The organism is Klebsiella sp. CN_Kp075, from assembly GCF_040065055.2.
GTDB classification, from domain to species: domain Bacteria; phylum Pseudomonadota; class Gammaproteobacteria; order Enterobacterales; family Enterobacteriaceae; genus Klebsiella; species Klebsiella aerogenes.
The window spans coordinates 1961521-1987557 of the sequence record NZ_CM198050.1 but is presented as its reverse complement, the minus strand read 5'-3'; the positions used below and the strand labels follow the sequence as shown (position 1 = coordinate 1987557).

General features: G+C 54.7%; 25 protein-coding genes, 1 pseudogene and 1 riboswitch. Of the genes and pseudogenes, 12 read left to right on the top strand and 14 right to left on the bottom strand.

Features of this window, described 5'->3' with window-relative positions; genetic code table 11:
• Positions 1-143: 143 nt before the first annotated feature.
• From ABLV78_RS09450 to yoaA, 3 genes are all read right to left on the bottom strand, one after another.
• Positions 144-725, bottom strand: coding sequence for a Slp family lipoprotein (locus ABLV78_RS09450; protein WP_045390409.1), 582 nt, complete (start codon positions 723-725; stop codon positions 144-146).
• A gap of 38 nt (positions 726-763) precedes the next feature.
• Positions 764-1459, bottom strand: a complete 696-nt coding sequence (gene tsaB / locus ABLV78_RS09445; RefSeq protein WP_045390407.1) for a tRNA (adenosine(37)-N6)-threonylcarbamoyltransferase complex dimerization subunit type 1 TsaB — start codon at positions 1457-1459, stop codon at positions 764-766.
• A 145-nt stretch (positions 1460-1604) separates the two neighbouring features.
• Positions 1605-3515, bottom strand: coding sequence for a DNA repair helicase YoaA (gene yoaA, locus ABLV78_RS09440; RefSeq protein ID WP_047045273.1), 1911 nt, complete (start codon positions 3513-3515; stop codon positions 1605-1607).
• Between the two features lie 131 nt (positions 3516-3646).
• On the opposite strand from yoaA, the gene ABLV78_RS09435 reads away from it, so the two are divergent.
• Positions 3647-3991, top strand: coding sequence for a RidA family protein (locus tag ABLV78_RS09435; protein WP_015366047.1), 345 nt, complete (start codon positions 3647-3649; stop codon positions 3989-3991).
• Here ABLV78_RS09435 and ABLV78_RS09430 read toward each other — a convergent pair whose 3' ends face one another.
• Positions 3992-4177 carry a YoaH family protein gene (locus ABLV78_RS09430; RefSeq protein WP_015366046.1) on the bottom strand — a complete coding sequence of 62 codons (186 nt, stop codon included), beginning with the start codon at positions 4175-4177 and terminating at the stop codon, positions 3992-3994.
• Positions 4178-4262: 85 nt separating this feature from the next.
• Between ABLV78_RS09430 and pabB the strand changes: the two genes are divergently transcribed.
• The 4 genes from pabB (at position 4263) to pdeD (ending at position 9454) form a co-directional block, all read left to right on the top strand.
• Positions 4263-5618, top strand: coding sequence for an aminodeoxychorismate synthase component 1 (pabB, locus tag ABLV78_RS09425; RefSeq protein WP_047045276.1), 1356 nt, complete (start codon positions 4263-4265; stop codon positions 5616-5618).
• A 3-nt stretch (positions 5619-5621) separates the two neighbouring features.
• Complete coding sequence (locus ABLV78_RS09420; protein ID WP_015705928.1) at positions 5622-6200, top strand: CoA pyrophosphatase; 579 nt, start codon at positions 5622-5624, stop codon at positions 6198-6200.
• 163 nt (positions 6201-6363) lie between these two features.
• A complete protein-coding gene (gene sdaA / locus ABLV78_RS09415; protein ID WP_015705929.1) occupies positions 6364-7728 on the top strand; it encodes an L-serine ammonia-lyase in 1365 nt (454 codons plus the stop codon).
• Between the two features lie 130 nt (positions 7729-7858).
• Positions 7859-9454, top strand: coding sequence for a cyclic di-3',5'-guanosine monophosphate phosphodiesterase PdeD (gene pdeD, locus ABLV78_RS09410; protein WP_165430685.1), 1596 nt, complete (start codon positions 7859-7861; stop codon positions 9452-9454).
• 16 nt (positions 9455-9470) lie between these two features.
• Here pdeD and yoaE read toward each other — a convergent pair whose 3' ends face one another.
• Positions 9471-11030, bottom strand: a complete 1560-nt coding sequence (gene yoaE, locus ABLV78_RS09405; protein ID WP_045390395.1) for a CNNM family cation transport protein YoaE — start codon at positions 11028-11030, stop codon at positions 9471-9473.
• 445 nt (positions 11031-11475) lie between these two features.
• On the opposite strand from yoaE, the gene manX reads away from it, so the two are divergent.
• The 5 genes from manX to mntP all read left to right on the top strand — a co-directional run bounded on the left by manX (position 11476) and on the right by mntP (position 15692).
• Positions 11476-12441, top strand: a complete 966-nt coding sequence (gene manX / locus ABLV78_RS09400) for a PTS mannose transporter subunit IIAB (protein WP_045390392.1) — start codon at positions 11476-11478, stop codon at positions 12439-12441.
• A 55-nt stretch (positions 12442-12496) separates the two neighbouring features.
• Positions 12497-13297, top strand: coding sequence for a PTS mannose/fructose/sorbose transporter subunit IIC (locus ABLV78_RS09395; protein ID WP_015366039.1), 801 nt, complete (start codon positions 12497-12499; stop codon positions 13295-13297).
• Between the two features lie 12 nt (positions 13298-13309).
• A complete protein-coding gene (locus tag ABLV78_RS09390; RefSeq protein ID WP_015366038.1) occupies positions 13310-14161 on the top strand; it encodes a PTS mannose transporter subunit IID in 852 nt (283 codons plus the stop codon).
• Between the two features lie 95 nt (positions 14162-14256).
• Positions 14257-14715: a DUF986 family protein gene (locus ABLV78_RS09385; RefSeq protein ID WP_047045286.1), complete on the top strand. Its 459-nt coding sequence runs from the start codon at positions 14257-14259 to the stop codon at positions 14713-14715.
• Between the two features lie 199 nt (positions 14716-14914).
• Positions 14915-15064, top strand: a riboswitch (yybP-ykoY riboswitch).
• 61 nt (positions 15065-15125) lie between these two features.
• Positions 15126-15692 carry a manganese efflux pump MntP gene (mntP, locus tag ABLV78_RS09380; protein WP_045390386.1) on the top strand — a complete coding sequence of 189 codons (567 nt, stop codon included), beginning with the start codon at positions 15126-15128 and terminating at the stop codon, positions 15690-15692.
• Between the two features lie 3 nt (positions 15693-15695).
• Here the strand turns inward: mntP and rlmA are convergent, their stop codons facing one another.
• From rlmA to mgrB, 6 genes and pseudogenes are all read right to left on the bottom strand, one after another.
• Positions 15696-16490 (bottom strand): 23S rRNA (guanine(745)-N(1))-methyltransferase, encoded by a 795-nt coding sequence (rlmA, locus tag ABLV78_RS09375; RefSeq protein ID WP_045390384.1) that lies wholly within the window; start codon positions 16488-16490, stop codon positions 15696-15698.
• 61 nt (positions 16491-16551) lie between these two features.
• The gene (ftsI2, locus tag ABLV78_RS09370; RefSeq protein WP_045390382.1) at positions 16552-18297 is read right to left on the bottom strand and encodes a peptidoglycan DD-transpeptidase FtsI2/PBP3(PARA); all 1746 of its coding nucleotides are present in this window, start codon (positions 18295-18297) and stop codon (positions 16552-16554) included.
• Between the two features lie 190 nt (positions 18298-18487).
• A complete protein-coding gene (cspE, locus tag ABLV78_RS09365) occupies positions 18488-18697 on the bottom strand; it encodes a transcription antiterminator/RNA stability regulator CspE (protein WP_001062678.1) in 210 nt (69 codons plus the stop codon).
• A 12-nt stretch (positions 18698-18709) separates the two neighbouring features.
• Positions 18710-18854 (bottom strand): annotated as a pseudogene (locus ABLV78_RS09360) (DUF2627 domain-containing protein).
• 640 nt (positions 18855-19494) lie between these two features.
• Complete coding sequence (locus ABLV78_RS09355; protein WP_045390380.1) at positions 19495-19785, bottom strand: YebO family protein; 291 nt, start codon at positions 19783-19785, stop codon at positions 19495-19497.
• 74 nt (positions 19786-19859) lie between these two features.
• Positions 19860-20003 carry a PhoP/PhoQ regulatory lipoprotein MgrB gene (gene mgrB / locus ABLV78_RS09350; protein WP_015366032.1) on the bottom strand — a complete coding sequence of 48 codons (144 nt, stop codon included), beginning with the start codon at positions 20001-20003 and terminating at the stop codon, positions 19860-19862.
• A gap of 159 nt (positions 20004-20162) precedes the next feature.
• Here mgrB and ABLV78_RS09345 point away from each other — a divergent pair, with 159 nt between their 5' ends.
• Positions 20163-20402, top strand: a complete 240-nt coding sequence (locus ABLV78_RS09345) for a YobH family protein (protein WP_015705933.1) — start codon at positions 20163-20165, stop codon at positions 20400-20402.
• A gap of 43 nt (positions 20403-20445) precedes the next feature.
• Here the strand turns inward: ABLV78_RS09345 and kdgR are convergent, their stop codons facing one another.
• Positions 20446-21237: a DNA-binding transcriptional regulator KdgR gene (gene kdgR, locus ABLV78_RS09340; RefSeq protein ID WP_045390378.1), complete on the bottom strand. Its 792-nt coding sequence runs from the start codon at positions 21235-21237 to the stop codon at positions 20446-20448.
• A gap of 177 nt (positions 21238-21414) precedes the next feature.
• Here kdgR and ABLV78_RS09335 point away from each other — a divergent pair, with 177 nt between their 5' ends.
• Entirely contained in the window at positions 21415-22785 is a 1371-nt protein-coding gene (locus ABLV78_RS09335; RefSeq protein WP_047045290.1) for an MFS transporter, read from the top strand.
• 70 nt (positions 22786-22855) lie between these two features.
• Here the strand turns inward: ABLV78_RS09335 and htpX are convergent, their stop codons facing one another.
• The gene (htpX, locus tag ABLV78_RS09330; protein ID WP_045390374.1) at positions 22856-23740 is read right to left on the bottom strand and encodes a protease HtpX; all 885 of its coding nucleotides are present in this window, start codon (positions 23738-23740) and stop codon (positions 22856-22858) included.
• Positions 23741-23974: 234 nt separating this feature from the next.
• Entirely contained in the window at positions 23975-26023 is a 2049-nt protein-coding gene (gene prc, locus ABLV78_RS09325) for a carboxy terminal-processing peptidase (RefSeq protein WP_047045293.1), read from the bottom strand.
• Positions 26024-26037 lie beyond the last annotated feature (14 nt).

Here is a 26037-nt window from a genome sequence, read left to right as displayed (position 1 = left end):
ATTATATTAACTCAGCGTACCAGTTTATTAATTAGGCGTTTTTCAGGTTGCGAAGCGCGTCACTATTTATTTTTCTTATGAGACTAAAAAACACGAAACAGCGGGCTAGCCGCTGTTTCTATTCCATTATAAAAACAACAAAATCATTCCGTTACGACATTTCTGACCTCGGCCGGTCCCGGGTTATACCAACCCCAACCGCCGTATCCGTAGCCCCAGGGGCGTGGGCCGAGCATCCACGGGTCGATGGGCTGCGGCGGCATCACCACCTGCTGCACCACGTTCCAGCGCTTATAGCCGGTGGCGTTCATCAACATGAATTTATAGGGGGTGGCGCCAACTTTACCGTCGACGACGCCGCTAATCGGCCCAACCACGGTCACCAGCTGGCCGCGGAAATCGACCGGGTCGAGGAAACCGCTCACGTCGGCGAGGATACGCCCGCGTGAAGGTTCGCCCAGTTCCGGCCGCGCGCCGCTATCCAGCGGTACGGTGGCAATCTCTAAGCGGGTTTTCCCCTGCTGATTCTGCACGTTGACGACCTTACCGCCAAAACGCGCTTCCTGGCCGATATACAGCTGCGGCGCGTTCATCACCCGCACTAAATCCTGCTGCGGCGTAGGGCTGGTGCCTTTAATAACATCCGGCACCGACACGCAACCGCTTAGCGCAACGGCGACCGCCGCGGCTAACAGCCAACGAACACCCTGTTTTTGACCCGCCATGATGCGACTCCTTCTCTCAGTCTTCTCTCTACTGAGATTCACTCGCGGCCAGGAAGTTTCTTCCACGCCACTTCGTTTCGCAAATAAACTGGTTCCGCATGCTCAACGGCCACGGTTTTTCCCGCCGCAAGCAGTTGGATGGCCAGCGGTAGCATATCTTCTGCCGCCGGCAGTTCAATCTCGCCGCTGCTTAAAATCAGCCCGCTCTCTTTCGCCAGATCCGGCCACGCCTGCCAGCCGGTGCCGACGGTAGCCCATTCGCCGGAAAGCCGCGCCAGGCGTTCGGCAACCGCAGCCGGTTTGAGGACCGCTTCAGTTTCTTCGCCGTGCCAGACGCCATCTTCGTCGCGCTGATACTCGGCCCAGTAGACTTCGCCCATACGCGCGTCAATGGCCGCCAGCACGCGAGTAGCGCCGGTTTTGCGCCACGCGCCCTGCGCCATCGTCGCCAACGTAGAGACGCCAATCATTGGCAGCTCCGCGCCCAGCGCCAGTCCTTGGGCAATGCCGATACCAATACGTACGCCGGTAAAACTGCCCGGCCCGCGGCCAAAGGCCAACGCGTCAAGTTCATTCAGCGTAGTGCCGCTTTCAGTGAGGACCTCCTGCACCAGCGGCAGGATACGTTGGGTGTGTTCGCGAGGACAAATTTCAAAATGGGCGCTCAGGGCGCCATCATTCCACAGCGCCGCGGAGCACGCCTCCGTGGCGGTATCGATAGCCAAAATTCGCATGGGTGGTCACGCTCTCGTTACATATTCCAGGTTTTAGGGCGGTACATTCATCGGCGGGCGGACTCACCGCCGCCGTACCGTCCTAAATCCATTGGGGATAGCTGATTAACAAAATGGCGCGCAGCTTATCACATTTTACTGCGGATTACCTTGCCGGCGGCACGGCGAGGAAGCGCACCGCCCGGCGGATATCGCGGGTCCGCGGCGCGGGTGGCAGGCTGGCCAGGAACACGGCGCCGTAGGGGCGCATCACCAGCCGGTTGTCGCAGATAACCAGAACGCCGCGATCGTCAATATCGCGGATCAGGCGCCCCACACCCTGTTTGAGGGTAATGACGGCATCCGGCAGCTGAACTTCATCAAACGGATCGCCGCCGCGCAGTCGGCAGTCTTCCATTCGCGCTTTGAGCAGCGGATCGTCCGGTGAGGTAAAGGGCAGCTTATCGATAATCACCAGCGACAGCGCGTCGCCGCGCACGTCAACCCCTTCCCAGAAGCTACTGGTCGCCACTAATAGCGCATTGCCGGCGCTAACAAACTGCTGCAGCAGCTGGCCTTTGCTGGTCTCTCCTTGTAGCAGTACCGGCAGCGTCATGGTGGCGCGAAACTGCTCCGCCAGATCGCGCATCATGGCATGCGAGGTGCAGAGCATGAAGCAGCGTCCATCATTGGCCTCAATCAAGGGTTTCAACATGGCCGCCAGATGACGGGCAGCACCGGGCTGGTTCGGCAGAGGTAGGTTACGCGGTACGCAGAGCAGCGCCTGATGCTGATAATCAAATGGGCTGGGCAACAGCAGCGTCTGCGCGTCATCAATGCCGAGACGAGCGGTAAAGTGGTGGAGATCGTCGTTCACCGACAGCGTCGCCGAGGTAAAGATCCAGCTCCCCGACTTTTGCGCCATCACCTCTTTAAACTTCTCTGCCACCGTTAACGGCGTCAAGGCGAGGGTAAAATGACGCGACGTGCATTCATACCAGTAGCTATAGCCAGGCTGATTGATTTCTTTGAGCCGCTTCAGGCGCCCGCGGTAGAGCGTCGCGCGCTCGAAGGCGGCGTCGAGCAGCGCCGAGCGGCCAAGGGAGAGTTTGGCGACGTCGTAACACAGTTCAAGCGCGTCATCGAGCAGCAGCAGCGCGCGCTGAATGTGGCTATCCGCCAGCAGATCGCGCAGGTTGCCGCGATAGCCCGGATCGCCCAACTGCAAACGGAAATCCTGCGCGCTTTGCGCCAGACGATCGGCGCATTTTTGCAGCTGTTGGGTATCTTTTAGTTCGGTACGGTAGGCAATGGTGATGTCTTTGGCCAAATCCAGTAGCTGGCGGCTGGAGAGCGACTGGCCAAAATACTGGCTGGCGATATCCGGCAACTGATGGGCTTCATCGAATATCATTACTTCCGCTTCGGGGATCAGTTCGGCAAAGCCGCTCTCTTTCACCACCATATCGGCAAGAAACAGGTGATGGTTGACCACCACTACATCCGCATCCATCGCCTTCTTACGCGCTTTCACCACAAAACAATCTTTATATAACGGGCAGTCGCTGCCAAGACAGTTATCGTTGGTGCTGGTCACCAGCGGCCAGGCCTGAGAATCTTCGGCGACGCTGGCGCAGGTGCTGATATCGCCATCCTGCGTCTGATTTGACCAGGAGCGCAGAAGAATAACGTCACTTAACGTTTGTACCGGCAGATCGCCGCCCGCCAGCGCCTGCTGCTCAAGGCGTTCAAGGCACAGGTAGTTTGAGCGCCCCTTTAATAGCGCCAGTTTACCGGTGAATTTCAGCGCTTTGGCGACGGTCGGCAGATCGCGGCTATAGAGCTGATCCTGCAGCGCTTTCGAACCCGTGGAGATGATCACCTTTTTCTTCGCGCGCAGCGCGGGCGCCAGATAGGCGTAGGTTTTACCGGTGCCAGTCCCTGCTTCCACCACCAGCGGCCGGGAGGCTTCAATAGCTTCACTCACCGCTATCGCCATCTGGCGCTGCGGTTCGCGCGGCTTAAATCCCGGTATCGCCATGGCCAGCTGGCCGTCTGCTGCAAAATCGTCGATCACGTTGCCCCCTGGTTATTTGGACAGTGATTATGTCAGGGAGGATGGCGTTTCGCCAGCCCGGGTAGTGACGCGGGCGGAACATTGTGGCAGTCTTGCCGCAGCCAAATGGATAGAACAAAGAGGAAAGATAAATGACAATTACGCGTATTGATGCCGAAGCCCGCTGGTCTGATGTGGTGATTCACAACCAGACTATCTACTACACCGGGGTGCCGGAAAACCTCGACGCCGACGCGTTTGAGCAGACCGCCAATACCCTGGCGCAAATTGACGCGGTGCTGGAAAAACAGGGCAGCAATAAGTCACGTATTCTTGATGCCACCATTTTCCTGGCCAACAAAGATGATTTTGCGGCGATGAATAAAGCCTGGGACGCCTGGGTGGTTGCCGGTCACGCGCCGGTGCGCTGCACCGTACAGGCAACCCTGATGAAGCCGCAGTATAAAGTTGAGATCAAAATCATCGCCGCGGCGTAATTACTCGTCTTCGTCGTCATCTTCGAAGCGCGCTACGATCCGGTCGCCGGTATGCGTGGCGCGCAGTTCATCGGCCACCAGGGCGATTGCCTGGCCGCTGCTCATCCCCTGCGCCATCAATTCCTGAATACGTTCGACCGCTTTTTGCTGTTGCTCATGGCTCAGCGAAGGTAAACCTGCAAACATCACTCACTCCTGCTACATTGTGGGGCGTAATTATTTCACGCCGTCCGCCATTTCGCCAGTGGGCGGCACATTAGGATCGAGGTTAATGTTGTCCCCCGCTATTATTACCCTGCCCTGGCGCCCGGATGCCGCCGAACGCTATTTCGCGCCGTTAAGCGCCACGCCGTGGGCGATGCAGCTGCACTCCGGCTTCGCCGACCATCCGTATAGCCGTTTCGATATTATCGTCGCCGAACCGCGCGCGACGCTGGTTACCCGCGGCGAGCAAACCTGTGTCTGCGACGGTGAAGGCGAATTTGTCTCGCAGGACGATCCGCTGCAGCTGCTGCAACAGCAGTTGGATCGCTGTCAGTTAACGCCGCAGGCCGATGAAAACCTGCCGTTTCTCGGCGGCGCGCTGGGGTTATTCGGCTACGATCTTGGCCGTCGCTTTGAACGTCTGCCGACGCAAGCGCAGGCTGATATCGCCCTGCCGGAGATGGCGGTCGGCATTTATGACTGGGCGCTGATCGTCGATCATCAACGCCAGCAGGTGTCGCTGCTCAGTTACGACGATCCGCAACAGCGCCTGCAGTGGCTGGAGTCGCAAATACGTGAGCCGGGTGAAGCATTCGCCCTGACCTCCTGCTGGCAATCGAATATGAGCCGCCAGCAGTACGGCGAAAAATTCCGCCAGGTGCAGGCGTATCTGCGCAGCGGCGACTGTTATCAGGTCAACCTGGCGCAGCGTTTCCAGGCCCGCTACCGCGGCGACGAATGGCAGGCATTCTGTAAGCTTAATGCCGCTAACCGCGCGCCGTTCAGCGCTTTTATTCGCCTGCCGGAAGGGGCGATTTTAAGCCTGTCTCCGGAACGTTTTATTCAATTGCATCAGGGTGACATCCAGACGCGCCCCATTAAAGGCACGCTGCCGCGACTCGATTCCCCGCAGGAGGACGCACGCCAGGCGGCGACGCTCGCCAACTCGCCGAAAGACCGCGCCGAGAATTTAATGATTGTCGATCTGATGCGCAATGATATCGGCCGCGTCGCCGTGCCGGGCAGCGTTCGCGTACCGGAACTGTTTGTGGTCGAACCGTTCCCGGCGGTGCATCACCTGGTGAGCACCATCACCGCACGATTGCCTGCTACGCTTGATGCCAGCGATCTGCTGCGCGCGGCCTTCCCTGGCGGCTCCATTACCGGCGCCCCGAAAGTTCGCGCCATGGAGATTATCGATGAACTTGAACCGCAGCGACGCAACGCATGGTGCGGCAGCATTGGATATCTCAGCTTGTGCGGCAATATGGATACCAGCATTACTATCCGTACGATCACCGCCTGGCAGGGCCAACTGTACTGCTCAGCGGGCGGCGGTATCGTGGCGGACAGCGAAGAAGCCGCGGAATATCAGGAAACTTTTGATAAAGTTAACCGTATCCTGCATCAACTGGAGAGCTAGAACATGGCGGCTAACGCCCTCGATCTGGACGACTTTCTTTCCCGTTTTCAACTGCTGCGCCCGCAGCCCTCGCCGCAGTCGCTGAACCAGCGCCAGGCGGCGGTACTGGTGCCGATTGTCCGTCGCCCGCAGCCGGGACTGTTGCTGACCCAGCGTTCGCCGCTGCTGCGCAAGCACGCGGGCCAGGTCGCCTTCCCCGGCGGCGCAGTTGATAACACCGACGCTACATTGATCGCCGCCGCGCTGCGCGAGGCGCAGGAAGAAGTGGCGATCCCGCCGGAAGCCGTGGAAGTGATCGGCGTGCTGCCGCCGGTCGACAGCGTCACCGGCTTTCAGGTGACGCCGGTGGTCGGCATAATCCCCCCGGACCTGCACTATCATGCCAGTCAGGACGAGGTGTCTGCGGTGTTTGAAATGCCGCTGGAAGAGGCGCTGCGCCTGGGTCGCTACCACCCGCTGGACATCCATCGGCGCGGTAATTCTCATCGCGTCTGGCTATCGTGGTACCAACATTATTTTGTCTGGGGAATGACCGCCGGCATTATTCGCGAGCTGGCGCTGCAAATCGGCACTCGCCCTTAGCTATAATAAGTAATGCGAAGCCGCTCGCACTATTAGTAAAACCAAGGTTATCCATTAGTTTAATTCATGTGAATAGTTAAGCTGACAACCCGGTTCCCTCTTACACTATGCGCAGTTATTACATCGTTACCGCAACCGCGGTAACCCTGTCAGGAGTGTTATCGTGATTAGTATATTCGACATGTTCAAGGTGGGGATTGGTCCCTCATCTTCCCATACTGTAGGGCCGATGAAGGCCGGTAAACAGTTCGTCGATGACCTGGTCGAAAAGGGATTGCTTAATGAAGTGACGCGCGTCGCCGTTGACGTTTATGGGTCGCTTTCATTAACCGGCAAAGGCCACCACACGGACATCGCCATTATCATGGGGCTGGCGGGCAATCTGCCTGCAACGGTCGATATTGACGCGATCCCGGCATTTATCCGCGACGTTGAAACTCGCGGCCGTCTGCTGCTGGCAAACGGGCAACACGAAGTCGACTTCCCGGCGGATGACGGCATGCGTTTTCGTAGCGACAACCTGCCGCTGCACGAAAACGGCATGACTATCCATGCCTGGGCCGGCGAGAAAGAAATCTACAGCAAAACTTACTATTCAATCGGCGGCGGTTTTATCGTCGACGAAGAGCATTTCGGCAAAGAAGACGCGAGCGAACTGCAGGTTCCGTATCCGTTTAAGTCGGCGCAGGAAATGCTGGGCTATTGCAAAGAAACCGGTCTGTCGCTCTCCGGCATGGTGATGCAAAACGAACTGGCGCTGCACAGCAAGCAAGAGATCGAAGCCTATTTCGAAAACGTCTGGCAAACCATGCGCGCCTGTATCGATCGCGGCATGAACACCGAAGGCGTGCTGCCGGGGCCGCTGCGCGTGCCGCGTCGTGCTTCGGCGCTGCGTCGCCTGCTGGTCGCCAGCGATAAACTGTCTAACGATCCGATGAACGTTGTCGACTGGGTGAACATGTTCGCGCTGGCGGTCAACGAAGAGAACGCCGCCGGCGGCCGCGTCGTTACCGCGCCGACCAACGGCGCCTGTGGTATCGTTCCGGCGGTGCTCGCCTATTACGATCACTTTATCGAGTCCGTCAGCCCGGATATCTATATTCGCTACTTTATGGCGTCCGGCGCGATTGGCGCGCTGTATAAGATGAACGCGTCCATTTCAGGCGCTGAAGTCGGCTGTCAGGGCGAAGTCGGCGTCGCCTGTTCAATGGCGGCGGCGGGCCTGGCTGAACTGCTCGGCGCCAGCCCGGAGCAGGTTTGCGTGGCGGCGGAGATCGGCATGGAACATAACCTCGGCCTGACCTGCGACCCGGTCGCCGGACAGGTTCAGGTGCCGTGCATCGAGCGTAACGCTATCGCCTCCGTGAAGGCGATTAACGCCGCGCGTATGGCGATGCGCCGCACCAGCGAACCGCGCGTCTCTCTCGATAAAGTTATCGAGACCATGTACGAAACGGGTAAAGACATGAACGCCAAATATCGCGAAACCTCTCGCGGCGGCCTGGCGATCAAAGTGCAGTGTGACTAAAACGCGTCTGTGAAATGCGCCCTTTCCGGGCGCATTTTTCTTTTTCTCCCACCAACTTATCTTACCCACTACACTTGCTTTAAGCCGGCTGTTACTCTTATTCCTCTATTTAGCCGACAGGGCGCCGCGCATGCAAAATGCACAGAAGGTCATTTCGACATATCGCCGCAAGCGCATTCTGGTGTGCCTGGCCGTTGCATTTCTGACGCTTGCCGTCACCCTGACAATCCGATTTATTTCACAGCGTAGCCAAAATCAGCAGCGTATCCAGACGGTGACCCGCAATATGGTGATCGCGATGGACAATATCCTGCAACCGCTGGCGGCAAAACACGCTACCCTGCTAAGTATGGTCGGCAAACCCTGTCAGGATGTACATCTTGAACTGCGTAAAACCGCAGCCACGCTACAGACCGTGCGCTCAATCATCCTTGTTCAGTCCGGGATGGCCTACTGCTCCAGCATTTTTGGCCCGCGCCATGTGGCCATTCATCAGCTACAGCCCACACTGCCGACGGTAAAGCCGCTGCTGGCCTTTTCAACCGACAACTCACTGCTCAAAGGCACGCCGGTACTGATCCAGTGGTATCCCTCCTCCGTGAGCGGCGCCGACGGCGCGTTGTTAATTATTAATATCGAGCTGCTTGGCGAATTGATTCTCAAAGAAAAATCATCGCTCATAAGCGACATCAGCCTCACTGTAGGCAACAAGAGCTTTCTCAGCGATGTCGGCGTCGTCGAAAGTCATCAGTTGCCGGGTCTGCCGATAATTTACCGGCAAAGTTCCAGCCAGTTCCCCTATACCATCAACATCAGCGGCCCGGGAGCCTCCGCGGTGGCCTTAGAAGAGCTGCCCGCTGAATTACCGCTGGCGCTGATGTTCAGCCTGTTGATGACCGGTATCGCCTGGCTGACGACCGCAGGACGAATGACTTTTTCGCGCGAAATAACCCTGGGTATCGCCGCCCACGAGTTCGAGGTATGGTGCCAGCCGCTGCAGGATTTACGCACCCAGCAGTGCTGCGGCGTGGAAATTTTGCTGCGCTGGAACAATCCGCGCCGCGGCAATATCTCACCGGATGTTTTTATTCCTATTGCTGAAGGCTACAACCTGATAGTCCCCCTGACCCGCTACGTCATCGCCGAAACCGCCCGCCGGCTACATTATTTCCCGCAGGATGCCAATTTTCATATTGGTATTAACGTGGCGGCGCGTCATTTCAGTAATGGCGAACTGCTGCGCGATCTGCACACCTATTGGTTCAGCGCTAATCCGGTACAGCAGCTGGTGGTCGAGCTGACTGAACGCGATGTCCTGCGTGAGGGCGATCACCACATGGCGGAGCACCTGCATTTTAAAGGCGTCCAGCTGGCCATTGATGACTTCGGCACCGGCAACAGTTCTTTGTCCTGGCTGGAAAAACTCCGCCCGGATGTACTGAAGATTGATAAGTCTTATACCGGCGCCATTGGCATTGATGGCGTCAACGCGACGGTGACCGATATGATTATCGCCCTGGCGCACCGGCTCAAAATCGTCACCATTGCCGAAGGGGTCGAAACTCAGGAACAGAAGAATTACATGCGCAGCCACGGCGTGGATTTACTACAGGGATATTATTATGCCCGCCCGTTACCGGTAGAGGATTTTCCGCGCTGGCTGGCGGAGGAGAAGCACCGTCTGGCGGCGACTGGGGGTAAAAAACAACCCGCCGGGCAAGTTTAGCCCGGCGGGTTCGACATTACTCTTCTTCGTCGTTATCGTGTACGGTTTTAATAACCCGTACCAGATCGACGCGGTAATCGTTCGCTTCAACAATGGTAAACTGCAGCGGCGGCAGTTCCACAACATCGCCTACCCGCGGGATATGGCCGTTCGCGGAGATAACCAGCCCGGCAACGGTAGCGATATCATCGTCTTCGTTGACCAGGTCGTCCAGCCCCAGCGCCTGCTGCAGCGCGTGGAGGTCGGTTGAGCCTTTGATTAACCACCCCTCGCCATCCAGCACAATTTCCGGCGTTTCATCCGCATCCGGGAACTCACCGGCAATCGCTTCCAGGACGTCCAGCGGCGTCACCAGCCCCTGCACCACACCAAATTCGTTGGTGACGATGACAAAGCTACCGCGCGCCCGGCGCAGCACGCCCAGCAGGTTGATCGGGTCCAGCGTTTCCGGCACCACAATCGCCGGAGAAGCGGAAGCCATTGCGGCAACGTTCTCGCCCGCTTCCAGCGCCACCAGCATCTCTTTGGCGCGTACAATACCGATGATTTCATCAAGCTCACCGCGGCAAACCGGGAACATGCTGTGCGGAGACGAAAGCAGCTGGCGACGAATTTCTTCTTCGCTCTGCTCAGCATCCACCCAGCTAATTTCGCCTCGCGGGGTCATGATGCTGCGCAATGAACGCTGCGCCAGGGTCAGCACGCCGTTAATCATATAGCGTTCTTCTTCAGCAAACGCGCCTTCCGGCACCGGCACTGCCGCCGGGCTATCGCTATCGTGCGCGACGGCCGCCTGTTTGCGACCGCCCATCAGGCGCAGAATCGCATCAGCGGTACGCGCGCGCAGCGGCAACGTCGACTGGTGGCGGATAAAGTTACGCCGCGCCACCTGGTTAAAGAACTCAATGGTTATCGAGAAGCCAATCGCCGCGTACAAATAGCCCTTAGGAATATGGAAGCCAAAGCCTTCTGCCACCAGACTCAGACCGATCATCAGCAGGAAGCTCAGACACAGCACGACAACCGTCGGGTGCTGGTTCACGAAGCGGGTTAACGGCTTCGAAGCCAACAGCATCAGGATCATCGCGATGACAACCGCAGCCATCATCACCGGCAAATGGTTCACCATGCCGACGGCGGTAATCACCGCATCAAGCGAGAAGACGGCATCCAGCACCACAATTTGTAGCACTACCACCCAGAAGCTGGCATAGCCTTTGCCGTGGCCGGCATCATGCTGGCGGTTCTCCAGTCGTTCATGCAACTCTGTCGTCGCCTTGAATAGCAGGAAGATACCGCCGACCAGCATGATCAGATCGCGCCCGGAGAACGAAAAATCGCCTATGCTTATCAAAGGCTTGGTCAAGGTGACCATCCACGAGATAACCGAGAGCAACCCCAGACGCATAATCAGCGCCAGCGACAGGCCGATGATACGTGCCTTATCACGCTGTTTTGGCGGTAGTTTATCGGCAAGGATGGCGATAAAGACCAGGTTATCGATACCCAGAACAATTTCGAGGACCACCAGCGTCAGCAGGCCAGCCCAAATGGTGGGATCCATTAAGAATTCCATGAGCGGCTCCCGTTAACGACAGCGGTAGTCATCGCGATGTCATGCACCGGCGAAACAATAGTTGCTGGTAAAAAAGCGTGTGAGGTAGAGGCGGCAGACGAGTGCCTGAGGGTGAAAAGACGTCGATGACGGTCCATACGGCGGGCTATGCCCTATACTCCTGAGTAATTAAACGGAAGCTAAACATAGCAAAATATAGCGCAGAATTGGCAAAAATTTACCTGTCTTTGCAATAGCTAAGGCTATTTTTTGCGCTGCGAAATTATTGATTATCGAAGCGTAATTTACGGAGCTCCATCACATTAATTATTTTTTCACTATCTAAAATAATTCGCGGTAGTAATTAAATTAGATCTTACACCCTTACTGAATCGATTTTTCCACAAGAGTGATTCAGGATGTATCAGACCAGATGATGCATTCACCATAATAACGGAGGTAGCAAGTGACGATTGCTATTGTAATAGGCACACATGGTTGGGCTGCAGAACAACTGCTGAAAACCGCAGAAATGCTGTTGGGCGAGCAGGAAAACGTTGGCTGGATCGATTTCGTTCCCGGTGAAAACGCCGAAACGCTGATCGAAAAGTACAATGCACAGCTGGCAAAACTGGATACCACAAAAGGCGTGCTGTTCCTCGTCGATACGTGGGGCGGTAGTCCATTCAACGCGGCAAGCCGCATTGTTGTTGATAAAGAAAACTATGAAGTGATCGCTGGCGTCAACGTCCCGATGCTGGTCGAAACCTTCATGGCCCGCGACGACGATCCGTCGTTTGATGAGCTGGTGGCGCTGGCGGTGGAAACCGGTAGCGAAGGCGTGAAAGCGCTGAAAGCCAAACCGGTTGAAAAAGCGGCACCGGTGCAGGCGGCCGCGCCAAAAGCGGCGACACCCGCTAAACCGATGGGTCCAAATGATTACATGGTGATTGGCCTGGCGCGTATCGATGACCGTCTTATCCACGGCCAGGTTGCGACCCGCTGGACCAAAGAGACCAACGTCACCCGCATTATCGTGGTCAGCGATGAAGTCGCCGCCGATACGGTGCGTAAAACGCTGCTGACCCAGGTGGCTCCTCCGGGCGTGACCGCTCACGTTGTTGATGTCGCGAAGATGATTCGCGTTTACAACAACCCGAAATACGCCGGCGAACGCGTCATGCTGTTATTTACCAACCCAACGGACGTTGAACGTATTGTTGAAGGCGGCGTGAAAATTACCAGCGTCAACATCGGCGGTATGGCTTTCCGTCAGGGTAAAACGCAGGTGAATAACGCGATTTCGGTCGATGAAACCGATATCGAAGCATTCAAAAAACTGAATGCCCGCGGTATTGAACTGGAAGCGCGCAAAGTTTCCACCGACCAGAAACTGAAAATGATGGATTTGATCGCCAAGGTGGATAAATAACCCGGCGCTCGCGAGCCAATTTTCACTTTAAGACTTAATCAACAGGAGAAGTACAATGGAGATTACCCTTCTTCAGATTGTGCTGGTGTTCATCGTCGCGTGTATTGCGGGTATGGAGTCGGTACTTGATGAATTTCAGTTCCACCGTCCTCTGGTCGCCTGTACCTTAATCGGCGCCGTTCTCGGCGACATGAAAACCGGTATCATCATCGGCGGTACGCTGGAAATGATCGCCCTGGGCTGGATGAACATCGGTGCGGCGGTTGCGCCTGATGCCGCGCTGGCGTCCATTATTTCTACCGTACTGGTTATCGCCGGCCACCAAAGCATCGGCGCCGGTATCGCGCTGGCTATCCCGCTGGCGGCGGCAGGCCAGGTTCTGACCATTATCGTGCGTACCATCACCGTTGCCTTCCAGCACGCGGCGGATAAAGCCGCTGAAAACGGTAACCTGACGGCCATCTCCTGGCTGCACGTTTCCTCGCTGTTCCTGCAGGCGATGCGTATCGCCATCCCGGCGGTTATCGTAGCCATCTCTGTCGGCACCAGCGAAGTTCAGGGTCTGCTGAACGCTATTCCGGAAGTGGTAACTGGCGGTCTGAACATCGCGGGCGGTATGATCGTCGTCGTCGGTTACGCGATGGTCATCAACATGATGCGCGCGGGCTACCTGATGCCGTTCTTCTACCTCGGTTTCGTCACCGCGGCCTTCACCAATTTCAACCTGGTTGCGCTGGGGGTGATTGGTGCCGTCATGGCCATTCTCTACATTCAGCTGAGCCCGAAATATAACCGCGTAGCGGGTGCCCCGGCTCAGGCGGCTGGTAACAACGATCTCGATAACGAACTGGACTAACAGGTGAGCGAAATGGTTGATATGACTAAAAATACCACCGAGAAAAAACTCACTCAGAGTGATATTCGTGGCGTGTTCATTCGTTCTAACCTGTTCCAGGGTTCATGGAACTTCGAACGTATGCAGGCGCTGGGCTTCTGCTTCTCTATGGTTCCGGCAATCCGTCGCCTGTACCCTGAGAACAACGATGCGCGTAAGCAGGCTATTAAGCGTCACCTTGAGTTCTTCAACACCCATCCGTACGTCGCGGCGCCGGTACTCGGCGTAACCCTGGCGATGGAAGAGCAGCGTGCTAACGGCGCGGAAATCGACGATGGCGCAATCAACGGTATCAAAGTTGGCCTGATGGGGCCGCTGGCAGGCGTCGGCGACCCGATCTTCTGGGGTACCGTACGCCCTGTATTCGCCGCGCTCGGCGCCGGTATCGCGATGAGCGGTAGCCTGCTCGGTCCGCTGTTATTCTTTATCCTGTTCAATGCCGTGCGTCTGCTGACCCGCTACTACGGCGTAGCATATGGCTATCGTAAAGGCGTGGACATCGTTAAGGATATGGGCGGCGGCTTCCTGCAGAAACTGACTGAGGGGGCGTCAATCCTCGGCCTGTTTGTCATGGGAGCTCTGGTCAACAAATGGACGCACGTTAATATCCCGCTGGTGGTTTCCACTATCACCGGTCAGGATGGTCAGACTCGTGTGACCACCGTGCAGACCATCCTTGACCAGCTGATGCCGGGACTGGTGCCACTGCTGCTGACCTTCGCCTGTATGTGGCTGTTGCGTAAGAAAGTCAACCCGCTGTGGATCATCGTTGGCTTCTTCGTCATCGGTATCGCCGGCTACGCGGTCGGCCTGCTGGGTCAATAATCGTCACGTTGTAGGCCGGGGACAGCTTTGTCCCCGGCTTTTTTTTAGCGTTAAAACGTGCGCCTGTGCGAAGGCCCACGCAGCCTGGAGGATCAATGGCAATCACGGAGCTGGTGCTCATTCTGTTTATCGTCGCCCTGGTGGCTTTCGCTATCTACGACCAATTCATCATGCCGCGCCGCCATGGCCCCACCCTGCTATCAATCCCCCTGCTGCGTCGTGGACGGGTCGACGGGATGATTTTCGTCGGCCTGACGGCGATTCTCATCTACAACAATATCGCCAGCCACGGTGAAATGATCACCACCTGGTTATTATCTGCGCTGGCATTAATGGGGCTATATCTGTTCTGGATCCGTACGCCGCGAATTTTGTTCAAAAAGAGCGGCTTTTTCTTTGCCAACGTGTGGATTGAATATCCGCGCATTAAAGCAATGAATTTGTCGGAAGACGGCGTACTGGTGATGCAATTAGAGCAGCGGCGCCTGCTTATTCGCGTACGAAATATCGACGACCTGGAAAAAATATACAAATTACTTGTTACCAGTCAATAAGTTACAAAGATAGCCTGCGCTATATTTTCGCCATTCATTGATGCCGGAATATATAGCCATGGCTATATTTACTCACCGCTCCTCGTTATATTATTTAACCAATCCTTCACTTAATATTTTAAATGAAAATCGTTATCATTTATTGTTGCTAATATTATTTTTCTGTGATTGTTTTATCTTCTAAAAATATGTTAAGGTTGCGCCCGTCGTTGGGGAGTAGCCGATTTTCCGCAGGTGGAAAATGTACGTGTCAACATACTCGTTGCAAAACGTGGCACGTACGGGTTGAGCGGTCGTTCAATCAGGCGAGACCATAGATACATCACTGCTGTACGTTATGCTCAAGCTCCGCGTATGTTTACTGGGGGCAGCGATGTGTCATATGGATATTCCCCGGTCAGGACACGCTCATGAACATATCTGCCACTATTCTTCTTGCCTTCGGCATGTCGATGGACGCGTTTGCCGCTTCTATCGGTAAAGGCGCCACCCTGCATAAACCCAAGTTCTCCGAAGCGCTGCGTACCGGTCTTATATTCGGCGCGATCGAAACCCTGACGCCGCTGGTCGGCTGGGGCCTTGGCATGTTGGCCAGCCAGTTTGTGCTGGAATGGAACCACTGGATCGCGTTCGTGCTGCTGGTGTTTCTCGGCGGGCGTATGGTCATTGAAGGTTTTCGCGGCGGTGATGACGAGGAGTGTGAAGCGCCGCGCCGCCACGGCTTCTGGCTGCTGGTGACCACCGCATTCGCTACCAGTCTTGATGCGATGGCGGTCGGCGTGGGTCTTGCTTTCCTGCAGGTCAATATTATCGCCACCGCGCTGGCTATCGGCTGCGCCACCTTTACCATGTCGACGCTGGGAATTATGGTTGGCCGCTTTATCGGCCCGCTGCTCGGCAAACGGGCCGAAATTCTCGGGGGTATTGTGCTAATCGGTATCGGCGCACAGATTCTGTGGAGCCATTTCGCCCCTTAGCGCTTACGCTTCGCGCTGCCAGCAGTGGATCATGAAATCGGTCTGGCAGCTAAAAGTTTCCTGCTCGCGCAGTGACTCACGAACTTCCGGTTTCGCTCGCCAGGCAAACGGCGTCATCTGTAGTAATGCTTCCGCCTGCGCGCCGCTCAACTGCATCGGATACGCTAACTGCTGCTCATGACGCAGCGTAAAGCCCGGCATTGCCTCCCGGTTCTGTTCATGCAGACGAACTTCATCGTAGATCAGCCCTTTCAGCTCCATCAAATGGCGCGGCCCCGGCGTAGCGGTAATCACCCAACCGCCGGCTTTTACTACACGCGCTAATTCGTCCGCGTTACAGGGCGCATAAATACGCACGACGGCATCCAGAGAGCGATCGGCAAACGGCAATCGTTGGCTGGAAGCCACGCAGAATTCGACCTGCGGGTAACGTTTAGCGGCGGCGCGGATCGCCGACTTTGAGACGTCGAGGCCGAAACTGCGTGCGGCAATGGCGGCGAAAGCATGCGTGTAGTATCCCTCGCCGCAGCCGATATCCAGCAGCTCGCCCGGCGCGAAAGTCCGCAGATAGCCGCAAATCGCCTCACGCAACGGTTGATAATAGCCGCCATCAAGGAAGGCGCGACGCGCCTGCATCATCTCAGCGCTATCGCCCGGGTCACGTGAACGTTTGAACTGCACCGGCAGTAAATTGACATACCCTTCCTTTGCCAGATCGAACTGGTGCCGCTGCGGGCAAATATAGCTATTTGCGCTGCGGCTAAGCGGCGCGTGGCATAGTGGGCAGGTATAAGACATGATAACTCCGGTGGCGCTGAAAGGGCGAAAGTGTAGCGCTATTCGCCCTCGCAGACCACTGTTACAACGCGGGAGCCAGATCCTCGCGGTTATGCATGACGATAAGATTCTCAGAGCCTTGCGGCATACCGTCTGGCATCACGTTTTCCAGACGTAACACATCGCCCATGATCTGGCTGAACACCGGCGCGGATACCGCCCCACCGTAGTATTTACCGTTGCTGGGGTCGTTTATCACCACCACCAGCGCAAACTTCGGCTGACTGGCCGGCGCCACGCCGGCGGTGTAGGCGACATATTTATCGATATATTTTCCGTCAGGGCCAATTTTCTTCGCCGTGCCGGTTTTCACCGCTATCCGATAATCACGTACCGCCGCTTTTGTACCGCCGCCGCCCGGCAGCGCCACGCTCTCCATCATATGTTCAACTTCATGCACGATCTCTTGCGGCATGACTCGCGTACCGATGACAGGCGGGTCGATACGGGTTATCGACAGCGGGCGCTCAATACCGTAACCGCCGATCGTTGCATAGACATGCGCCAGCTGCAGCGGAGTTACCATCAGTCCATAGCCAAAAGCGAAGGTGGCGCGATCCAGCTCACCCCAATAACGGCGATGCGGCATTAACCCGGAGCTTTCGCCGGTCAAGCCAAGCCCGGTCGGGTCGCCAAAGCCAAAGGCCTTATAAGTGTCGATCAAGTGTTGCACCGGCATTGCCAGTGAGAGGTGCGAAACTCCTGTATCGCTCGATTTTTGCAGGATACCGGTGAGCGTCAGCTCGGGATAATAACCCACGTCGCGGATGCGATGACCATCAAGCGTAAAGGGATGGGTATCGACGACGCTATCCGGCTGCACGATACCCTGCTGTAACGCGGTCATAATCACCAGCGGTTTGACCGTTGAACCCGGCTCAAAGGTATCGCTGATAGCGCGATTTCGAAAATCATCGAGCTGGGCGCTGTCGCGGTTATTAGGGTTAAAATCCGGATAGCTGGCCATCGACAGGATTTCGCCGGTATCAATCTTGATCAACACCGCCGCGCCTGATTCCGCCTTATTCCAACGCACGGCATTATCCAGCGCATCCTCCGTGACCGTTTGCAGCCGCTCGTCGATACTAAGTTGCAGGTTATGTGCCGGAACGGGGGCCTGCTCGGTAATATTTTCTATCACATGACCGTGGCGGTCTTTGCGCACCAGCCGACGCCCAGGCGTGCCCATGAGCTGTTTGTTAAAACTTTTCTCAACTCCCTCAATCCCCTGATTATCTACGTTGGTAAAGCCCAGCAGGTTGGCGGCGACGTGTCCGGCCGGATAAAAACGGCGGGACTCATCGCGCAAATAAACGCCCGGGAGATGCAATTTATCGATCCAGTCGGCCTGTTCCGGATTAACCTGGCGCGCCAGATAGAGGAATCGGGCATGGGGATGCGACTGCACCCGATGAGAGAGCTCAATAAGATCGAGATGCAATGCTTCCGCCATAGCCTGCCAGCGCGGGCCATAGCCGACGCCGCCCTTCTCCAGCATGGTCTGTGGATCTATCCAGATTGCGCTTACCGGCACGCTCACCGCCAGCGGGCGTCCTTCACGATCGCTGATAGTTCCGCGCATTACGGCAATGGGTTCTTCGCGCAGCGAACGCATATCCTCTTGTTTAACCAGATTATCCGGAGAGACGATTTGCAGCCAACCTACCCTCGCCAGCAGAAATCCAAGACATCCCAAAATCGCCACACACAGCAACCCAAAACGGATAGGGAGAAAATTTGTGGCGGACTTACTTTTATTCTTTTGCACCGTAGCTCCAGCATTATTTTGCAACCACCTGATTTAACAGAAAATTGGCAAAACAGACTGCTAAACAGTGCTAATAAGGGTGATGTTTTGCAACAAAGCGCGTCGGAGGGGAAATATTGGAAATACTTTGCAACAGATGCTAAAAAGCCCCGCAGTAGCGAGGCTTTCTTACAAGATGAGTGGTCTTGAATCAGATAGCAGTTACGTTAACTGCAGCCGGACCTTTCTGGCCGTCCTGAATTTCGAACTCAACGTTCTGGCCTTCAGCCAGAGTTTTGAAGCCGTTACCCTGGATTGCAGAGAAGTGTACGAACACGTCTTTGCTGCCATCAGCCGGAGTAATGAAGCCAAAACCTTTAGACTCGTTGAACCACTTAACTTGACCTTTAATCTTTGCCATTTGCAAAATTCCTTAAACTGTTTTCTTCACCCGCAGGTGCTTACATAGATAAAACTGACACATAACTGCATGAGGCACTAATATAAGGTTCGGCAGAGAAGCGGTATTCAACGACAACGTGTTTACTCAGGACTTCTTTACTGAAAATGCCACACATAAACAGAACTGTACCTCGTTTAACCCGAAACGTGTTATCACACACAACGTAAATAATGGCAAGCCATTTTTAAACGTGTCACGATCGTTCGCACAAATTATCAGGAAATCATTTGATCGCCTGCACATTTATGCGTCTTTGCCGCGCCTGGCTTATCTTTGCATTGTTACCAAACAAACAATAACGTATGCCTGATAAATGCAACTTTTTTACCATAGCTCAACAACTTCTGTTCGTCCAGGTACGTACGTATACGAACTGCCATATTTAAGGGGGCGCAGCGGCGTATTGTGCATAATGATGCGAAAATGGCGCTGAAGAACAAGAGGAAATCGCCTGAACTATGCCAGTAGTAGAGTTAATTAAACCGCTAACTCGTTACGACACAAATATTCGCTAAAATAGACGTTAATAATGAAACATTAATGACAACGTATTGCCAGCAGGCAATAGAAACGTTTCGTTATTACTTTTTTTGATTAGCTCAAAAGATTATTCAATATGTGAAATAGAGCATGGATGTTTAATCCATTAAACGGAAAACGTTTGAGGCGGAATAAGGGATTATATAAGAATAAGTTATAGCTAAATTTTATGACACTCACAGGCGCGCACATGATGTGCACACCTGTTCATCAACTTAACGTTCGGCAACGAGACGAATGAAATCGTCGTCGTTTTTCTCCTTCTCAGCCGCTGAAGGTTCAGCAACCTCTTCTTTCTCCGGCTCATTGGCTTCACAGAGACGGCGCAGCAGCGCATTCTGCCGCTTTTGTTGATCCAACAGCGACTGCAGCAGTTCGATTTGCTCATTGCTACGTGAACTGGCGCGATTCACAAAGAACCACAGCAGCAACCCCACCAGCAGCAGTACAACGGAAAGCGCCAGAGACGCCAGACTTACAATCCCAGGATTCAATAACTCACTCATTTCACCACCTCAAAGAGAAGGCGTTCATTCTACCACCCGCGCGGCAGAAGAAAATCCGTCGGCACAAAAATGTCTTACCAGGGGATGAACTTGTTAATAGCGCAAATACCGCTGAAAAATTGCACATCCTGATCGCACATTACGTTAAGCATCTGAGTCCACAGCAGTAAACAGCCCGCTATGACAACAATCAGCAAAACCCAGCGTAATTTTTTCACTCCACTCTCCGTACCATAATCAGATGTTGCCAGGATAACACGGCCTTCTTAAACCGCGGCTAACTGTAATACGAAAGGCGAGTTTAGGAATCATAGACTTGTATCAAATAATGTTCGTGCCAGAATAAACGTCAGGATCATACAAATAACGAGGCAACAATGCGATTGATCATTCGCTCTATTGTCATACTGGCGATCGTCTGGATTGGCGTATTATTAAGCGGTTATGGCGTATTAATTGGCAGCAATCAGAATGCTGGCGGGCTGGGACTACAGTGCAAATACCTGACGGCGCAAGGCATCACCACCGCACAATATGTTCACTCTGATAGCGGTATTATCGGCATTACCAACTGCCCGATTCTGCGCAAAAGCGTGAAGGTTATCGATCAGGGTTAATACAAGTGGAGCTACAGCATCGCGCTGTAGCTCCCGCTGACTATCAGAACGGATAATTGTTATAACCCATCTGCTCGGAAATCTTACGCGCGGCGGCATGCAGCATCGCCACATACTCGTGCAAACGTTCTTCAGAGAAGCGCAGCGTCGGGAAGGAAATACTCAAGCCGGCAATCACCACGCCAAAGCGATCGAAGACCGGCACCGCAATACAGCGTAATCCTTCTTCCTGCTCCTCATTGTCTTCGCCATAGCCCTGCTCGCGCACCTGGTCCAGCACTTTCAACAGCTCGCTGGTATCGGTAATGGTTCGCTCGGTGCTACGTTTGTACTCCACGCCCTCCATGATTTGCTCGACTTCCGCCCGCTCGCGCCACGCCAGCAGCACTTTACCAATGGCGGTGCTATACAGCGGATTACGACGACCGATACGCGAATACATCCGCAGGTTATACATGGAATCAATTTTGTGGATATAAACGATGCTGTCTTCATCCAGCGCGCCGAGGTGAATCGTCTCTTTAGTCAGACGCGAAATTTCGCGCATCTGGATATCCGCGCTGCGGATCAGATCAACGTTCTGCAATGCCCGCGCGCCAAGCTCGAACAACTTCAACGTTAAAGAATATTTCTCAGACTCGCCTTCCTGTGCGACATAGCCCAGCGACTTCATAGTCTGTAAAAAACGATACACCGTGCTTTTAGACATCATCACACGCTGTGACAATTCGGTGATACCAATCTCACGCTCTTCGCCCAAAGCCTGCAGGATGCCAAAAACTTTTAATACTGAAGAGACAGAATCTGGCTGTTTATCCATATCAGCAGCTGCCATTGTTCACCTCATCGTAACTGTTTTATAAAATTCAGAACTGTTTTTTATTATAAATTCACATTATGACCGTCGCAATCGTTGTTCTGCGAGTTGGTTACAAATCTGCGACTTATGGTTGAATAATCAATGCTAAAATCATTAATCAGAAAATAGTTTCCTCTAAGACTTTAACTTCACATGGATAAAAAATTTTTGGATGGCCTGCCGGCGCCGCAGCGCTACGGCGCCATTCTGACGATTGTTTTAGGCTTGACGATGGCCGTACTTGATGGCGCTATCGCCAACGTCGCCCTGCCGACGATTGCCACCGACCTCAATGCTTCGCCGGCATCGTCAATCTGGATAGTCAACGCTTATCAAATCGCTATTGTCATCGCCCTCCTACCGCTATCGTTTCTTGGCGATATGGTTGGCTATCGGCGCATCTATAAAATCGGTCTGGTGGTATTTACTATCACCTCGTTGATTTGCGCACTTTCCCGAAGCCTTGAGATGTTGACGCTGGCGCGAGTGGCTCAAGGTTTAGGTGGCGCAGCGCTGATGAGCGTCAACACGGCGCTGATTCGCCTTATCTATCCTAAAAGGCAGCTAGGACGCGGAATGGGCATCAACTCTTTCGTTGTTGCCGTATCCTCCGCCGCGGGGCCAACCATTGCCGCCGCTATTCTTTCGCTCGCCTCCTGGCAATGGCTGTTTTTAATCAACGTACCGCTGGGGATTATTTCTATTTTCCTCGCTATGCGTTTTTTGCCGCCCAACAGCGCCGCCAGCAAAATTACCCGTTTCGATCTGCCGAGCGCGATCATGAACGCTCTCACCTTCGGGCTGCTCATCACGGCGCTCGGCGGCTTTGCCCAGGGGCAATCCGGTTATCTGGTGCTCGCGGAAGTCATCGCCATGCTGATTATCGGCTTCTTCTTTGTGCGCCGGCAGTTGCGCATGCCGGTACCACTGCTACCCGTAGATTTACTGCGAATTCCGATCTTTTCGCTCTCTATCTGCACCTCGATCTGTTCATTTTGCGCCCAGATGCTGGCGATGGTATCCCTGCCCTTTTTCCTGCAAACCGTTATCGGACGCAGTGAAGTAGAGACCGGGCTGCTGTTAACGCCGTGGCCATTGGCGACCATGGTGATGGCCCCTCTGGCGGGTTACCTGATAGAGAAAGTTCATGCCGGGCTACTGGGGGCAATGGGGTTGCTGATCATGGCCTGCGGCCTGTTTGGCCTTGCGCTATTACCCTCTTCCCCTTCCGACCTCGATATTATCTGGCGGATGGCGCTGTGCGGCGCGGGCTTCGGGCTGTTTCAGTCGCCAAACAACCATACTATTGTCTCCTCCGCGCCAGGTCATCGCAGCGGCGGCGCCAGCGGCATGTTAGGTACCGCACGCTTACTGGGACAAAGTAGCGGCGCCGCGCTGGTCGCCCTGCTGTTTAACCTGGCGGGCGATAGCGGCACCCATACCGCGCTTCTGCTGGCAGGCGCCCTGGCGGTGGTTGCCGCCGCCATCAGCGGGCTACGCGTAACTCAACCGCGCGCCGCCTGATAACGCGCGGCCAAAAAAAATCCGCAGCCCGAAAGCTGCGGATTTTTATTTTCAACGTCTGCACGCCAGATTATTTCAGGTATTCCCCGCTGCGCAGCGCTTCAATGCGTTTATCCAACGGCGGGTGGGTCATGAACAGTTCGCTCATCGACTTCGCTTTACCGTTGATACAGAACGCCATCATGCTGCTCGCTTCCTGCGGTTCATAGCTGGTTTTCAAGCGCTGCAACGCAGCAATCATCTTCTCACGGCCGACCAGTTTGGCGGAACCAGCATCGGCGTGGAATTCACGGTAGCGCGAGAACCACATGGTAATGATGCTGGCGAGAATACCAAACACCAGCTCCAGTACGGTAGCGACCGCAAAGTAGATAAGCGGGTTACCGTTGCTGCTTTCGCCTTCATCTTCACGATTACCGCCGAGGAAACCAGCCGCAATCTGCGCGATAACGCGGGAGATAAAGATAACGAAGGTGTTCACTACCCCCTGAATCAGCGTCATGGTGACCATGTCGCCATTGGCAATATGGCTGATTTCGTGAGCGATAACGGCTTCCGCTTCATCACGGCTCATATTCTGCAGCAAGCCGGTGCTCACGGCGACCAGAGAAGCGTCGCGGCGCGCGCCGGTGGCGAAGGCGTTAATGTCCGGGGCGTGATAAATCGCCACCTGCGGCATGCCGATGCCCGCCTGCTGCGCCTGCTGCGCGACGGTGTTCATCAGCCAACGCTCAGTTTCGTTACGCGGCTGCTCGATAACTTCCCCACCAACCGACTTCAGCGCCATCCATTTCGACATCAGCAGCGAAACGATCGAGCCGCCAAAACCAAATAGCAGCGCCATGATCAACAGGCCGGTCATGCTGCTCGACTGGATCCCCGTCAGGCTAAGCACCAGGCCAAATACCACCATGACTGCCAGGTTAGTCAGCAGGAAAAGCGCGATTCGCATCATAATATTCTTTTTACCTCGATTTAACAAAACGCACTATGCGATACCCATATCGTATGGGTCAGATGCTAATTTTCAACTATCAGGCCCTGCTAAGTCACGAGAAAGACACAACTTTACATTTTGTAGCATATCGCTGACACCCTGAGAGAGTGTTGACATTTTTGTTGAATAAAGTCGACGGGCAGATGAAGAGAGAAAAAGAAACGGGCACAATCACTTGTGCCCGTTGAGGAGTTATTTGCTAACCGGCGGCTCTACCGGAGGCTGAGCTTTTTCCTGTTGCGCCAGGTCAATGGCGATATGCACGGTCTCATCAAGATACGGATCCGGTTCCTGATAATCCTTCGGCAGATCGTCAATCTTTTTGAGCAGCGGCTTGCCTTCGCGTTTCAGGCGATCGTTCACTCGCGCCAGACGAATCGCATCATCTTCTTCATTCTCTTTCTCACGCTGCGCGTAGTTCAGAGAAACAATATTGCGCTTGTCTTTCATAGCGTTAAAGCGCGCAATATCCTTCATGATGTACTGGAATTCCGGATCTTTCGCGATACGGTCTTCATGGCGCTTAAGCAGTTCAGGTTCGAACGGTTTCATATCGCCGGACTTCACGTAGGTCGCCGGATCGATACTATCCCACGGCAGCGCGTTATCTTCATACTGCTCGCCGGTATCGCGATCTTCTTTACCGGTTGGCATCATGATGTCCGGAGTAACCCCTTTACGCTGAGTGCTGCCGCCGTTAATGCGGTAGAACTTCTGGATGGTGTACTGTACGGAACCTAACGCCGGCCATTCCGGGCGCAGCATCTGATCGTAGATACGGTTTAGCGAACGATACTGCTGAACGGTTCCTTTACCAAAGGTCTGCTCGCCGACGATAAGCGCACGGCCATAGTCCTGCATCGCGGCGGCAAAAATTTCCGATGCCGAGGCGCTGAAGCGATCGACCAGGACCACCAGCGGACCTTTGTAGTAGACGACACCGTCGGTATCGCTATCTTCGCGAACCTTACCGTTGTTATCACGCACCTGTACCACCGGGCCGGATGGGATAAACAGACCAGAGAGCGAAACCGCCTCCGTCAGCGCGCCACCGCCGTTACTGCGCAGATCGATGACGATGCTGCTGACATTCTGTTTTTCCAGCTTCTGCAGTTGCACTTTGACGTCATCGGTCAGGCCAACGTAGAAGCCCGGGATATCCAGCACGCCGACTTTTTCTTTACCGACGGTTTTGACCGACATCTTAACCGCACGGTCTTCAAGACGAATACGTTCGCGGGTCAGAGTAACAATTCGGGTTTTCGCCCCTTTGCCAGCCGGCAGAACTTCCAGGCGAACTTTGCTGCCCTTCGGCCCTTTGATCAGCGCGACAACATCGTCCAGCCGCCAGCCGATGACATCGACCATGCTCTTACCCGGCTGACCGACGCCGACGATACGGTCGCCAACGCTAATCGCTTTGCTCTTCGCCGCAGGACCACCGGCAACCAGTGAATTGATCACCGTATAGTCGTCGTCCATTTGCAGCACCGCGCCAATACCTTCCAGAGACAAGCTCATTTCAGTATTGAACTGTTCGGTGTTACGCGGGGAGAGATAGTTGGTATGCGGGTCGATTTCGCGCGCGAAAGCGGTCATTGCCAGCGAGAAGACGTCTTCGCTGTTGGTTTGGGCCAGGCGACGAATCGCAAACTTGTAGCGACGAGTCAGGGTTTCACGAATTTCTTTCTCGTCTTTACCCGCCAGCTTCAGGCTTAGTTCATCGAACTTCACCTTGGCGTCCCACAACGCGTTAAGCTCGGCTTCATCCTTCGGCCACGGCGCCTTGCTGCGATCGAGATTGAAGTTGTCGTTGCCGGTAAAATTCATCGGACGATCCAGTACCTTTAAGGCGTACTGGTAACGCTCAAAGCGACGCTTCTGCGCGAGGTTATACAGGTCGTAGAAAACGTCCAGTTTACCGCTGCGCAGTTCGTCGCCGATTTTATTTTTTTGCGCCGCAAACTGAGAAACGTCGCTGGCCAGCAGCACGTTATGGCTGTAATCCAGCAGATTCAGATAGCGGTCGAAAATTTTTGCCGAAAAGGCGTTGTCGAGATCAAACTGCCGATAATGGGAACGAGTAAAGCGCGAGGTAACGCGCTCACTCACCGTCGCGTGCTGCGGCTCTTCTTTCAGCACGGGAATTTGATCGACTCGGGTGATATCGTCCACGGCGAAGGCATGGCCTGCTATTGCTAGCAGGCCCGCAAGCGCGGTGAGCTTAAAAAGTTTGTTCATGCCTGGCCCGGCCT

What these genes read in the sequence shown, in the direction of transcription:
- cspE (WP_001062678.1), bottom strand. Translation starts at nt 18,697, where the DNA reads ATGGCAAAGATTAAAGGTCAAGTTAAGTGGTTCAACGAGTCTAAAGGT.
- ABLV78_RS09355 (WP_045390380.1), bottom strand. Translation starts at nt 19,785, where the DNA reads ATGAGTGAGTTATTGAATCCTGGGATTGTAAGTCTGGCGTCTCTGGCG.
- ABLV78_RS09430 (WP_015366046.1), bottom strand. Translation starts at nt 4,177, where the DNA reads ATGTTTGCAGGTTTACCTTCGCTGAGCCATGAGCAACAGCAAAAAGCG.
- ABLV78_RS09395 (WP_015366039.1), top strand. Translation starts at nt 12,497, where the DNA reads ATGGAGATTACCCTTCTTCAGATTGTGCTGGTGTTCATCGTCGCGTGT.
- tsaB (WP_045390407.1), bottom strand. Translation starts at nt 1,459, where the DNA reads ATGCGAATTTTGGCTATCGATACCGCCACGGAGGCGTGCTCCGCGGCG.
- pdeD (WP_165430685.1), top strand. Translation starts at nt 7,859, where the DNA reads ATGCAAAATGCACAGAAGGTCATTTCGACATATCGCCGCAAGCGCATT.
- ABLV78_RS09345 (WP_015705933.1), top strand. Translation starts at nt 20,163, where the DNA reads ATGCGATTGATCATTCGCTCTATTGTCATACTGGCGATCGTCTGGATT.
- kdgR (WP_045390378.1), bottom strand. Translation starts at nt 21,237, where the DNA reads ATGGCAGCTGCTGATATGGATAAACAGCCAGATTCTGTCTCTTCAGTA.
- ABLV78_RS09335 (WP_047045290.1), top strand. Translation starts at nt 21,415, where the DNA reads ATGGATAAAAAATTTTTGGATGGCCTGCCGGCGCCGCAGCGCTACGGC.
- yoaE (WP_045390395.1), bottom strand. Translation starts at nt 11,030, where the DNA reads ATGGAATTCTTAATGGATCCCACCATTTGGGCTGGCCTGCTGACGCTG.
- rlmA (WP_045390384.1), bottom strand. Translation starts at nt 16,490, where the DNA reads ATGTCTTATACCTGCCCACTATGCCACGCGCCGCTTAGCCGCAGCGCA.
- pabB (WP_047045276.1), top strand. Translation starts at nt 4,263, where the DNA reads ATGTTGTCCCCCGCTATTATTACCCTGCCCTGGCGCCCGGATGCCGCC.
- mntP (WP_045390386.1), top strand. Translation starts at nt 15,126, where the DNA reads ATGAACATATCTGCCACTATTCTTCTTGCCTTCGGCATGTCGATGGAC.
- prc (WP_047045293.1), bottom strand. Translation starts at nt 26,023, where the DNA reads ATGAACAAACTTTTTAAGCTCACCGCGCTTGCGGGCCTGCTAGCAATA.
- ABLV78_RS09385 (WP_047045286.1), top strand. Translation starts at nt 14,257, where the DNA reads ATGGCAATCACGGAGCTGGTGCTCATTCTGTTTATCGTCGCCCTGGTG.
- ABLV78_RS09420 (WP_015705928.1), top strand. Translation starts at nt 5,622, where the DNA reads ATGGCGGCTAACGCCCTCGATCTGGACGACTTTCTTTCCCGTTTTCAA.
- htpX (WP_045390374.1), bottom strand. Translation starts at nt 23,740, where the DNA reads ATGATGCGAATCGCGCTTTTCCTGCTGACTAACCTGGCAGTCATGGTG.
- ABLV78_RS09450 (WP_045390409.1), bottom strand. Translation starts at nt 725, where the DNA reads ATGGCGGGTCAAAAACAGGGTGTTCGTTGGCTGTTAGCCGCGGCGGTC.
- ABLV78_RS09390 (WP_015366038.1), top strand. Translation starts at nt 13,310, where the DNA reads ATGGTTGATATGACTAAAAATACCACCGAGAAAAAACTCACTCAGAGT.
- ABLV78_RS09435 (WP_015366047.1), top strand. Translation starts at nt 3,647, where the DNA reads ATGACAATTACGCGTATTGATGCCGAAGCCCGCTGGTCTGATGTGGTG.